Origin of the sequence: Streptosporangium sp. DT93 (assembly GCF_049844535.1) — a bacterium.
Classification (GTDB): Bacteria; Actinomycetota; Actinomycetes; order Streptosporangiales; family Streptosporangiaceae; genus Streptosporangium.
The window spans coordinates 1-12,375 of record NZ_JBNCLF010000020.1; the positions used below are offsets into that span (position 1 = coordinate 1).

The window sequence follows — 12,375 nt, forward strand, 5'->3', positions numbered from 1 at the left end:
GGCGGGTCCGGTGGGTGGTGTGCCGGTGGCGGTGGCGGTGTTGACGATGCTTCCGGTGTTGATGTCGGCCTGGGTGGTGACGTAGGTGTTGGTGCAGGTGGTCGAGGCTTGGGGTGCGAGGGTCGTCGCCGGGCAGGTGATCGCGGTGGGGGTGCCGGTGCCCGTGAAGGCGGTCGTGGTCGCTCGCACCGCCGTCAGGGTGGTGTTGCCGGTGTTGGCGACGAGGTAGGAGTAGGTGATGGTCTGCCCGGCCGCGACCACCGCGTTCGGCGACGCCGTCTTCTGCAGCGCTAGCGCGGGGGCCGCCGTCAGGGTGACCGTGGCGGTCGACGGGGCGGAGGTCACGGCCGGTCCCGACGGCGGGGTGCCGGTGGCGGTGGCGGTGTTGACGATGCTTCCGGCGTCGATGTCGGCCTGGGTGATGACGTGCGTTCCGGTGCAGGTGACCGACTCCTGCGGGGCCAGTGTGGTCAGGGGGCAGGTGATGGTGGTCGGTGGGCCGGAGGCGGTGGTGACGTCGGTGATCCTCACCCCGGTCAGGGTGGTGTTGCCGGTGTTGACGACCGCGTAGGAGTAGGCGATCGTCTGGCCGGCCTGGGTGGCGGCGACCGGGAAGGCCGTCTTCAGCACGGCCAGCGCGGAGGCGGCGACGGCGGTGACCGTCGCGGTGGAGACGGCCGAGGTGACGGCCGGTCCGGTGGGTGGGGTGCCGGTGGCGGTGGCGGTGTTGACGATGCTTCCGGTGTTGATGTCGGCCTGGGTGGTGACGTAGGTGTTCGTGCAGGTGGTCGACGCCTGCGGGGCCAGGGTCGTCACCGGGCAGGTGATCGCGGTGGGCGTTCCGGTGCCCGTGAAGGCGGTCGTGGTCGCCCGCACCGCGGTCAGGGTGGTGTTGCCGGTGTTGAGGACCAGGTAGGAGTAGGTCACGGTCCGTCCGGCGGCGGCGACCGTGGTCGGCGAGGCCGTCTTGAGCAGGGCCAGCGCCGGGGCGGCGGTGGCGATGACCGTGGCGGTCGAGGCCGCGGAGGTGACGGCGGGTCCCGACGGCGGGGTGCCCGACGCCGTCGCGGTGTTGACGATGCTTCCGGCGTTGATGTCGGCCTGGGTGGTGACGTAGGTGTTCGTGCAGGTCGTCGAGGTCTGCGGCGCCAGGGTGGTGACGGGGCAGGTGATCGTGGTGGGCGTTCCGGTGCCGGAGAAGGCGGTGGTGGTCGCCCGCACCGCCGTCAGGGTGGTGTTGCCGGTGTTGGCGACCATGTAGGAGTAGGTCACCGTCTGCCCGGCGGTGACCACCGCGTTCGGCGACGCCGTCTTCTGCAACGCCACAGCAGGAACGGCCGTGAGGGTGACCGTCGCGGTGGAGGAGGCGGAGGTCACCGCGGGCCCGGTGGGCGGGGTGCCGGTGGCGGTCGCGGTGTTGACGACGGTCCCGGCGTCGACGTCCGCCTGGGTGATGACGCGCGTCCCGGTGCAGGTCGTCGAGGCCTGCGGTGCCAGCGTGGTGACCGGGCAGGTGATCGCGGTGGGCGTGTTGGAGCCGCTGGAGACGTCGGTGATCCTCACCCCGGTCAGGGTGGTGTTGCCGGTGTTGACGACCGCGTACGAGTAGGCGATCGTCTGACCGGCCTGGGTGGCGGCGACCGGGAAGGCTGTCTTCAGCACGGCCAGCGCGGGGGCGGCGAGGGCGGTGACCGTCGCGGTGGACGGGCCGGAGGTGATGGCGAGTCCGGTCGGGGGTGTGGCGGTGGCGGTGGCGGTGTTGGTGACGCCCCCGGCGTCGACGTCCGCCTGGGTGATGGCGTACACGCTCGTGCAGGTCGTGGTGCCCTGGGGTGCGAGGGTGGTGACCGGGCAGGTGATCGGGGTGGGGGTGCCCGAGCCGGTGAAGGCGGTGGTGGTCACCCTGATGCCGGTCAGGGTGGTGTTACCGGTGTTGAAGACCAGGTAGGAGTAGCTGATGCCCCGTCCGGCCGCCACCACCGTGGTCGGTGCCGCCGTCTTCAGCAGCGCCAGGCCGGGCGCGGAGGTGGCGGTGACCGTCGCGGTGGAGGCGGCTGAGGTGACGGCCGGTCCCGACGGCGGTGTGCCGGTGGCGGTGGCGGTGTCGACGATGGACCCGGAGTCGATGTCGGCCTGGGTCACGACATAGGTGCTGGTGCAGGTCGTGGTGCCCTGGGGTGCGAGGGTGGTGACCGGGCAGGTGATCGCGGTGGGGGTGCCCGAGCCGGTGAAGGCGGTGACGGTCGCCCTCACCCCGGTCAGGGTGGTGTTGCCGGTGTTGACGATCGCGTACGAGTAGGTGATCGTCTGGCCCACCTGCGTCACGGTCACCGGGAAGACCGTGGTCAGCAGCGCCACGGCGGGAGCCGGCGTGGCGGTGACCGTGGCGGTGGAGGGGGTGGAGGTGACGGCAGGTCCGGTGGGCGGGGTTCCGGTGGCGGTGGAGGTGTCCGTGACGGTCCCGGCGTCGACGTCGGCCTGGGTGGTGACGTAGGTGGTCGTGCACGTGGTCGACGCCTGCGGTGCGAGGACGGTGACCGGGCAGGTGGCCGCGGAGTGGGTGCCCGTACCGGTGAAGGAGATGTCGGTCACCCTGACGCCGGTCAGGCTGAGGTTGCCGGTGTTGACGACCAGGTAGGAGTAGGTCACCGTCCGTCCGGCGGCGGTCACCGTGGTGGGCGAGGCCGTCTTCAGCAGCGCCAGGGCGGGAGCCGGCGTGGCGGTCACCGTGGCGGTGGAGGGGGCGGAGGTCACGGCGGGACCGGTCGGAGGTGTGCCCGTGGCGGTGGCGGTGTTGACGATGGTCCCGGTGTCGATGTCGGCCTGGGTGGTGACGTAGGTGTTCGTGCAGGTCGTCGAGGCCTGCGGCGCCAGCGTGGTCACCGGGCAGGTGATCGTGGACCGCGCTCCCACGCCCGAGAAGGACGTGGTGTTCACCCTCACCCCGGTCAGCGTGGTGTTGCCGGTGTTGACGATCAGGTAGGAGTAGGTCACGACGCGTCCGGCGGCGGCCACCGTGGTGGGCGAGGCCGTCTTCAGCACCGCCAGGGCGGGAGCCGGCGTGGCGGTCACCGTCGCGGTGGAGGAGGCGGAGGTCACGGCCGGTCCGGTGGGGGGCGTGCCGGTGGCGGTGGCGGTGTTCGTGACGGTCCCGGCGTCGATGTCGGCCTGGGTGGTGACGTAGGTGCCCGTGCAGGTCGTCGTGGCCTGCGGCGCCAGCGTCGTCGCCGGGCAGATGATCGCCGAGCGTGCGCCGGTGCGGGTGCCGGAGGTGGTGTCGGTCACCCTGACGTCGGTCAGGGTGGTGTTGCCGGTGTTGACGATCGCGTAGGAGTAGGTCACGGTCAGTCCCGCGGAGGCCACCGTGGTCGGTGAGGCCGTCTTCAGCAGCGCCAGGCCGGGGGCGAAGGTGACGCCCACCGTGGCGACGGACGGGTCGGAGGTCACGACGGGACCCGACGGCGGTATGCCCGAGGCGGTGGCGGTGTTGGTGATGCCTCCGGCGTCGATGTCGGCCTGGGTGGTGACGTAGGTGCCCGTGCAGGTCGTCGAGGCCGCCGGGGCCAGCGTGGTCACCGGGCAGGTGACCGCCGACCGCGGCCCCGTTCCCGAGAAGGACGTGGTGTTCACCCTCACCCCGGTCAGCGTGGTGTTGCCGGTGTTGACGATCGCGTACGAGTACGTGACCGTGCGCCCCGACGCCACCACCGTGCTCGGCGTCGCCGTCTTCAACACCGCGAGGGAGGAGGCGGCGGTGATGCCGACCGTGGCGCTGGAGGGGGCGGAGGTCACGGCGGGTCCGGTGGGTGGTGTGCCGGAGGCGGTGGCGGTGTTGACGATGGACCCGGAGTCGATGTCGGCCTGGGTGATGACGTACGTGCCGGTGCAGGTCGTCGAGGCCTGCGGCGCCAATGTGGTCACCGGGCAGCCGGCCGCCGGCGGTGTTCCCGACCCCGAGAAGGACGTGGTGTTCACCCTCACCCCGGTCAGCGTGGTGTTACCGGTGTTGACGATCAGGTAGGAGTACGTGACCGTGCGTCCCGCCGCCACCACCGTGGTGGGCGAGGCGGTCTTCAGCAGCGACAGGCCGGGCGCCGGCGCGGCCGTGATCGTCACCGTCGACGGGTCGGAGGTCACGGCGGGCCCGGTGGGGGGTGTGCCGGTGACGACGGCGGTGTCGGTGACGCCTCCGGCGTCGATGTCGGCCTGGGTGGTCACGTAGGTGCTCGTGCAGGTCATCGTGGCCTGAGGCGCCAGCGTCGTCGTCGGGCAGCTGATCGCCGAATGCGGTCCAGAACCGGAGAAGACGGTCTCGGTGACCCCTACACCGGTGAGGGTGGTCCTGCCGGTGTTGGTGACGAGGTAGGAGTAGACGATGGTGCGTCCCGAGGCCGTCACCGTGCTCGGCGACGCCGTCTTCAGGATCGCCAGCGACGAGACCTGGACGGGGACCACCGTCAGCACGGTCCCGTTGGACACGCCCGTCTGGGAGGGCGTGTCGGAGCTGGCGTACGTGACGCTCGCGACGTTGGACACCGCCGTGCCGGGGGAGTTGGCCCCGAGCGTCACCCGGAACCTCACGGACGTGGACTGGCCGGCCGCCAGCGTGCCGCCGTTCACGGCGTTCGCCCCGGTTCCCAGCCGCGCCCTCACCTGGCCGCCGGTGAACTCCGCCTGGTCGTCCCCGACGGCGTCCGTCTTGGCCCCGGCGTTGGGCCCGGTCACCACGGAGATGCTCCCCGGGACGTAGACGGTGTTGGCGGGGATCGGGTCGGTGAGCACCACGTTGATGGCGCCGTCGTCCCCGGTGTTGGTCACGGTGGTGGTGTACTCGAGGACGGAGCCCGGCTCGGGGGTCCCGCCGCCGACCAGCACGGCGGACTTGGTCAGCTGGATGTTCGCCTGACGCAGGGCGACCTGCGCGAAGATCGCCTGAGGCCAGTAGGCGTCTCCGGCGGTGCTGAAGATGAACCGGGCCGAGGTGTCGTTGTTGCGGAACGCCGTGGAGGCGTCGACGATGTTGGAGTCGTACCCGAGCGTGTTGGTGTAGGTGGGGTTGCGGTCGGTCACCTGGTTGCCGAGCGTGGCGATGGTGGAGTTGAAGAAGTTGGTCGCCGGGTGCAGGGCGTCGCTGAGCACGGTCAGGGGGCCGTTGGTGGTGTCGATGCTCAGCGAGTCACCGGTGATCGCGTTGTCGCCGTCGTAGGCGATCTCCCCGACCTGGACGCTCACGGCGCCGGTGGTGGGGGTGCGGATGCCCGACAGGGTGATCGCGGTGTCGGCGGTGGCGTTCTGCTGCTCCAGGAAGCCGTCGAACACCGTGATGTTGCGCAGCGGCAGGGACGCGTCCCGGTAGGCCACCACCAGCGACCAGCCGCCGAACGCGCCCAGGCTGTCGGTGCCCCGGGCGGCCTGGACGTTGGCGACCGTGTAGGTTCCGGCACCGGCCGCCGTCACTATGGAGGTGACGTCGGCGGAGGCACCGTAGACGATCCCGTTCGCGGTGATGTTGTCGGGGGTGTCGCCGATGTCGGAGGCCGTGGCCACGACCGTGCGGTAGACGGCGCTGCCCGGGGTCCTGAACGACACCTGCCCGCGCAGGGCGATGTCGGGCGCCAGGCGGTTGCCGGCCGGCAGGCCCGTCGTGTTGGTCGAGGTCTGGCTGCGCGCGCCCCAGTACAGCCGCGCGTACGCCACCTGCGCGCCGGCCGACAGGGTGAGGTCGGCCGTGCTGGAGTTGAACGTCGAGGCGTCGGCGTCCACGTCGATGAAGGTGGCGTCGACGTTGTTGTTGCCCGAGCCGGTCCGGCGCGCGGCGCAGTCCGACACCGACGGGGGATAGCAGGTGACCACGGCGTTGGCCGCCCGGGTGATCGCCCCCCGGAAGTTGTTCACGTACCGCTGGGTGAAGGCGATCGGTGCCCGCCGGGCGGCCGTTCCCGCGTCCGCGACCGCGTCCGCCCCCTCGTCGGCCTGCTCGGAGTCCTTCTGGGACGCCCTCTCGCCGGCCCTCTCGTTGGAACGGGCGGGCATGCGCCGCTCCGCGGTCCGCTCACCGGTCGTGATCTCGGTCCCGTCCGGCGGCGCGCCGGTGGATGCGCCGGTGGGGGTGTCGGTCGTGGTCTCGGTCCCGTCGGACGGCGCGCCGGTGGGCGCGTCGGCCGTGGCGCCGGGCCCCTCGGACGGTTCGCCGGTGGGGGCGTCGGCCGTGACCTTCGTCCCGTCCGGCGGCGCGCCGGTGGTCCCGGAGGGATCGGCCGCGTCACGGCAGGTGTGCCCGGCATCGGCGTCGACCGTCGGGATGTACAGCTTCCCGGCCGCCGCACGGACCGCGTACCGGACCGTGATGTCGTCACCGGCGGCCAGATCGCCCGTCCACCTGAGCAGGGGCCTGCTGTAGGTCAGCGTGCCCGCGCTCGCCAGCGTCTCCCCCACGGTCGTGGTGCCGGGGACCGCGGAGAGGTCCTCGGCGAAACTCGCCCCTCTCGCGTCGACGCCGCCGGTGTTGGCCACGTGCACCGTGACGACCGTCCGGGCGCCCTCACGTCGCGCGTCCCGGGTCAGCCGCAGTGACGGGCCGGTCCGGCCAGGACCGCAGGTGATGTCGAACGCCGGGACGTCCTTCGCGTCACCGGCCACGGGGAGGGCGTGCGCCGCCGTCCCCAGGCCGACCGCGCACACCGTGAATACAGAAAGGGTGCTTGTGAGGAATCCCCTGCGCGCACACGTCCAGAGCAGCACGGCCGACCTCCCGCAGGAATTCCGACAAATGGCGTCGAATCAACAAACGGGGGGCCGAACATTGCGTCGCGACATTGCCCTGACCGCGACGTTAGGAGGCTAGCTCATCGGCAACGACCGAAACATCAGCCACGCTGTCCAATCACGATCTGGTCGTTTATATTGCCGCCTAGTCTCCGATCCCTTTACATGAAGCTTTTGGCCTGAAAGGGGCGCCGATTATGATTCGTCCGCCCTTTTTCGGTGTGAGAATGCTCGCAATCAAGGACATATCCCGCCACCGCGTCCGGGCTCGTCCCGGTGGTTCCTCGCGCCGTTCCCTCCCGGTCCCGTCACGGCCGCTTCGCGCGTCCCGTGATGCGGAGGAACGGGGCGCGGCGGGCTCGCCCGCCACATCCGCCGAGGCGCCAGCGTCGTGCGGTGATCCCGATTCGTCATTGACCTCGACCATGATCGAGGTTTTACGGTCGAGTGCATGTCTTCCTCGTCTTCCTCGTCTCCCTCGCCCCCGCCGGTCGTGGCGGGAAGGCGGGAATGGATCGGTCTCGCCGTACTGTGCCTGCCCGCCCTGCTCGCCTCCCTCGAACTGACCGTCACGAACCTCGCGCTGCCCGCCATCGGCGAGGACCTGGCGGCGAGCGGCACCCAGCTGTTGTGGATCGTGGACGTCTACGCCTTCCTGCTGGCCGGATCGCTCATCACCATGGGGGTGCTGGGCGACCGGATCGGCCGCCGCCGGTTGCTGCTGATCGGCGCGGCGGCGTACGGCGTCTTCTCGGCCCTGGCCGCCTTCGCGCCCGACGCCGGGAGCCTGATCGTCGCCAGGGCGCTGATGGGTGTCGCCGGTGCCACCCTGATGCCGTCCACGCTCTCCCTGGCCACGTCCATGTTCCCCGATCCCCGGCAGCGGACGAGGGCCATCGGGGTCATCGTCGCCGGCGTCTCGGCGGGCACCGCGATCGGCCCGCTGGTCGGAGGGTGGCTGCTGGAGCGCCTCTGGTGGGGGTCGGTGTTCCTGACGGCCGTCCCCTTCATGGCGCTGCTGCTGATCGCCGGGCCACCGCTGCTGCCCGAGCACCGCGACACCACCGCGAGGCGGTTCGACCCCGTCAGCGCGGTACTGTCGCTCGCCACGGTGCTGCCGGTGGTCCACGGGCTCAAGCAGATCGCGGCCGACGGCCCGGCGGCGACGTCCGTGGCCACGATCGCGGCCGGGCTCGCCCTGGGCGTGGTGTTCGCCCGCAGGCAGCGCGCCTCGGCCGACCCCTTCGTCGACCTGCGCCTGTTCGCCGACCGTACGCTGAGCACCGCGACCGGCACGCTGGCGCTCGGCATCTTCGTCCTGTGGGGCTCCAACTACGCCATCGCCCAGTACCTGCAGCTCGTGCACGGCATGTCACCGCTGGAGGCGGGGCTGTGGACGGCCCCCTCGGCCGTCGGCGTCATCGCCGGATCCACCCTGGCCCCCGGGCTCGCGCGGAGGTTCCGGCCCTTCACGGTGATCGCCGCGGGTCTGGCCGTGTCCGCGGCCGGCTACCTCGTGCTCACCCGCACCCAGGGAACGGACGGGATCGCCGTCCTCGTGTCCGGCGCGGTGGTCGTCTCCGCGGGGCTGGGGCCGATGATGGCGCTCGCCACCGACCTGGTCGTCGGCTCCGCCCCGCCGCACCGGGCCGGAGCCGCGGCGGCGATCTCCTCGACCGCGCCCCAGCTCGGCGGCGCGCTCGGGATCGCGCTCCTCGGCAGCGTCATCACCGCCGTGTACCGGGCGGGGCTCCCGCCGGAGGCCGTTCCCGAGGCGGCCCGCGACACCCTCGGCTCCGCGGTGGCCGTGGCGGCCGGACTCCCGCCCGGACCGGGGGCCGTACTGCTCGGCACGGCGCGCGCCGCGTTCGTCGACGGCTTCCACGTGACCGCCGCGATCGGCGCCGCGCTGATGGCGGGTCTCGTCCTGCTCATCGTGACCCTGCCCGCCGGGGACGTGGGCCGCCCGGAGGGGCGCCCCACCCGGGTGCGACGATGATCCATGTGCCCGGTGACCGCGCCTTGGCGGCGCCTTGACCGCGCTCCGACCGTGCCGTACGGGCGACGACGACGATCCCACGGGGGGACGAGATGGGCCGACCTGAGCCCACGACGCTGGACGAGGCGCTGCCGCGCTGGCACCGCAGGGAGGTGCACCGGCTGCCGGTCGACCTGCCGGCACCCACACTGATGCGCGCCGCCACAGAGGTGACCTGGGCGGACGTGCCGCTGTTCCGGGCGGTCATGATCGGGGCGGGACTGGGAAGGACCCCGTTCCCCGCGGACGCCCCGGTGCTGGACCTGTTCCTCGGCAACGGGTTCACGCTGCTGCACCGCGGCGAGGACGAACTGCTGGTCGGCGGGATCGAACGGATCTCCCGCGGCCAGCCCGTGGTGCCGCTGGCACCCGGCACGACCCCGGACGCCTTCCGCGCCTTCGACGCGCCGGGTCACCTGAAGCTGGCGTTCGACTTCCGCTGCGCCGGCGGCGTGCTGAGCACCGAGACCAGGGTGTACGCCACCGACCACCGCTCCCGGCGGTTGTTCGGGGCGTACTGGCTCGTCATCCGGGCGGGCAGCGGGCTCATCCGCCGGGTCTGGCTCCGCGGCATCCGCCGCCGCGCCGCCCGGGACGCGGGTTCCGTGAGCCGGGCCTGACCGGGAAGGGACGTCAGAGGCCGCGGCGCATCGCCCTGGTGCCCGCGACCAGGCCCACGACGGCGATCACGCAGGCCGCGAGCGTCCCGTGCAGCACCGAGGCGTCCCCGAAACGGCCGGAGAAGAGCGACCGTTCCGCCTCGACGACGAAGGAGACCGGGTTCAGCGCCGCGACGGTCCGCAACCACGGGGGTCCGGAGTCCATCGGCAGCAGCACGCCCGACAGCAGCATCAGCGGGAACATCACGAGCTGGGTGACCCCGTAGAAGAGATCGCCCCCCGGGGCGGACGCGATCGCCAGGACGAAGGAGAGCGCGCCCAGGCCGACACCGAACACGACCAGGATCACCATGCCGGCCAGCACGCCCGCGAGATGCGGGCGGAAACCGAGCGGCACCGCGAGGACGATGATCAGGACGGCCTGGGCCAGCAGTGCCACGAACTCCTTCAGCGTCCGGCCGACCAGCATCGCCGTGCGGTTCAGCGGGGTGACCAGCATGCGCTCCATCGAGCCGCCGATCAGGTCCAGCAGCAGGGAGTAGCCGGCCATCATCGGCCCGGACAGGCACATCATGATCAGGATGCCGGGCACGAACCACTGCCAGTGCGATCCCTGCCCCGCGAAGCTCGCCGTCTCAGCGAGCAGCGGGCCGAACAGGAACAGGAACAGCAGCGGCTGGCCCATGGTGAAAAGGAGGCCGAGGGGCTCGCGGAACATGGGGGTCACCTCGCGGGAGAACACGGTCGCGGTGTCACGGAGGAACGGAACGCTCATGGTGGACCTTCTCTGCGGGGGATCGGGGGATCGGGGGATCGGGGGCGCGGGGAAGCGCGAAGCCGAGGCGTGGGGAGGCCAGGGTGTGGGGGAGAGGGAGCAAGGAGGCGGGGAGCCGGGGCGTGGGGAAGCGGAGGCCGAGGGCGTGAGGGGCGGTCAGACGACGGTCTCCGGAACGTTCCGACCGGCCGGGACGTCGGCCGCGGCCTCGTCGTCCTCCCGCAGGCTGCGGCCGGTCAGCGCGAGGAAGACGTCGTCCAGCGTGGGCCGGGAGGTCTCGGCGGTGGCCGCCCTCACCCCGGACGCCTCCAGGAGGCGCAGGTACTCCGGCAGCGTCGCGTCCGCGCGTGGCACCCGCAGCCGTACGGTCGTCCCGCCGGTGGTCACCGCGCCCGCTCCGGCGATCCGCTCGGCGATCTCGGCGGCCCTGGTGGTCTGGGACTCGTCGTTCAGGGTGACCGTGATCCGGTCGCCGGCCAGGTCGCCCTTCAGGCACTCGGCGGTCCCGTCGGCGATGATCCGGCCGTGGTCGATGATCACCACCCGTTCGGCCATGCTGTCGGCCTCCTCCAGGTAGTGGGTGGTCAGGAACAGGGTGGTGCCGTGATCCTCGCGCAACCGCAGGATGTGCTCCCAGATGTTGGCGCGGCTCTGCGGGTCCAGGCCGGTCGACGGCTCGTCCAGGAACAGCAGGGCGGGACGGTGGACGAGCCCGAGGGCGATGTCGAGGCGGCGGCGCTGACCTCCCGACAGGGTGCCGGGTTTCCGGTCGGCCAGCGATCCCAGCTCGAACCGGTCGAGCACCTCGTCGGCGCGCCGGCCCGCGTCCCGCCGCGTCAGGCCGTAGCAGCGCCCCTGGGTCACCAGCTCGTCGCGGACACGGAAGTTCTCTCCCGCCCCGTTCTTCTGGCCGACGTAGCCGATCCGGGCACGGACCCCGGCCGGGTCCGACACGACGTCGCGGCCCGCCACGATCGCGGTCCCCGACGTCGGCGCGAGCAGCGAGGTCAGCATGCGCAGCGTGGTGGACTTGCCCGCTCCGTTGGGACCGAGGAAGGCCACCAGCCGGCCCGCCTCCACATCGAGGTCGATGCCGCGTACGGCGTCGACACGCTCTTTTTTGATCATGAATCGGCGGGTCAGGCCGCGGGCATGGATCATCGTCCCCTCCTGGGGGTTCGGGTGCGGGGGCATGCCGGGGAGACCCCTGCGGGGGCTCGTCGGGAGATGCCTCATCCTCACCCACGTGATCCGGATGTGGCAAACGTGAAAGGTGTGTTCACATTTGGCCTGACCTGCGAAAACGTGAAACCGATCGGGCCTCGGAACGGAGGGCCGACAGATCGCGGAACGTTCACCGGCCGCGCTGACGTGGGTCTTTCCGTGAACGGCCGGGGCGGCGGAAAAAATGTGGGCTTTTCTCGATCAGGCTCCGCGGAGCCGGTGTCTTCCCGCGGAGCCGGTGCCTCTCCACGAGGGTGGCGCCGCTTTCGCGGGGCCGCTGTCCTCCCGCGGGACCGGCGCCCCTCGCGCGGCCGATCGTCTTTCCGAGGGGCCGGCGCCTCCCCGCGCGGCCGGGTGTCCCCGCGCGGAGAAACGCCCCCTCGCGGCCGGTGTCTCCGGAGGGGGCGGGTGAGGAAGGGCGGCGGTCAGGTCTTTCCGAGACGAGCCCGGACGGGAGCCGGATCGGCGTCGGGACGGAGGCCGGAATCGACGGCGTCGTCACCTCGGCGGACGAGGGAGTCGAGCGCCCACGGGCCGGGGCCGAGCACGGCGATGATCAGGAACGACCAGCAGAACAGCGCCGCGAGCTCGCCGCCGTTGCGCAGCGGCAGGACGTCCTGCGGAAGATGCACCACGAAGTACGCGTAGGCCATCGAACCGGAGGCGAGCGTCGCGGCGTAGCGGCTGAGGAGTCCCACCAGCACGAGCGCGCCGCAGACCACCTGGATGAGCGCGGCCCACCAGCCCGGCCAGACGGCGAACGCGACGGCCTCGCCGGTGCCGCGGCTGCCGCCGAAGATCCCGAACATCGACGACAGGCCGTGGAACAGGAAAAGGAGACCCGTCACGATACGGAACAGCGAGAGCACGGGTCCTTTCAGCCGGTCGATTCTCATCGGATCACCCCTGCCTTCTTCCGGGGGGATGTGCCCGGCGTCGCCGTGCGGCGCCAC

The 12,375-nt window shown here is 71.8% G+C and carries 6 protein-coding genes; 2 read left to right on the plus strand and 4 right to left on the minus strand.

All coding sequences use genetic code 11. The annotated features are described in order from the left end of the window. Positions 1-6,681 (minus strand): DUF7507 domain-containing protein (locus ACLQ2R_RS32245; protein WP_425965026.1); only part of this gene is annotated, 6,681 nt, incomplete at its 3' end. Positions 6,682-7,216: 535 nt separating this feature from the next. On the opposite strand from ACLQ2R_RS32245, the gene ACLQ2R_RS32250 reads away from it, so the two are divergent. Further along, positions 7,217-8,764 carry an MFS transporter gene (locus ACLQ2R_RS32250; RefSeq protein ID WP_425965027.1) on the plus strand — a complete coding sequence of 516 codons (1,548 nt, stop codon included), beginning with the start codon at positions 7,217-7,219 and terminating at the stop codon, positions 8,762-8,764. Positions 8,765-8,856: 92 nt separating this feature from the next. Continuing rightward, positions 8,857-9,423, plus strand: a complete 567-nt coding sequence (locus ACLQ2R_RS32255; protein ID WP_425965029.1) for a hypothetical protein — start codon at positions 8,857-8,859, stop codon at positions 9,421-9,423. Positions 9,424-9,436: 13 nt separating this feature from the next. On the opposite strand, the gene ACLQ2R_RS32260 is transcribed toward ACLQ2R_RS32255, so the two are convergent. The 3 genes from ACLQ2R_RS32260 to ACLQ2R_RS32270 all read right to left on the minus strand — a co-directional run bounded on the left by ACLQ2R_RS32260 (position 9,437) and on the right by ACLQ2R_RS32270 (position 12,318). Further along, positions 9,437-10,198: an ABC transporter permease gene (locus ACLQ2R_RS32260; RefSeq protein WP_425965030.1), complete on the minus strand. Its 762-nt coding sequence runs from the start codon at positions 10,196-10,198 to the stop codon at positions 9,437-9,439. 156 nt (positions 10,199-10,354) lie between these two features. After that, positions 10,355-11,359 (minus strand): ATP-binding cassette domain-containing protein, encoded by a 1,005-nt coding sequence (locus ACLQ2R_RS32265; RefSeq protein WP_425965032.1) that lies wholly within the window; start codon positions 11,357-11,359, stop codon positions 10,355-10,357. A 488-nt stretch (positions 11,360-11,847) separates the two neighbouring features. Then, positions 11,848-12,318, minus strand: coding sequence for a DoxX family protein (locus ACLQ2R_RS32270; RefSeq protein WP_425965034.1), 471 nt, complete (start codon positions 12,316-12,318; stop codon positions 11,848-11,850). Positions 12,319-12,375 lie beyond the last annotated feature (57 nt).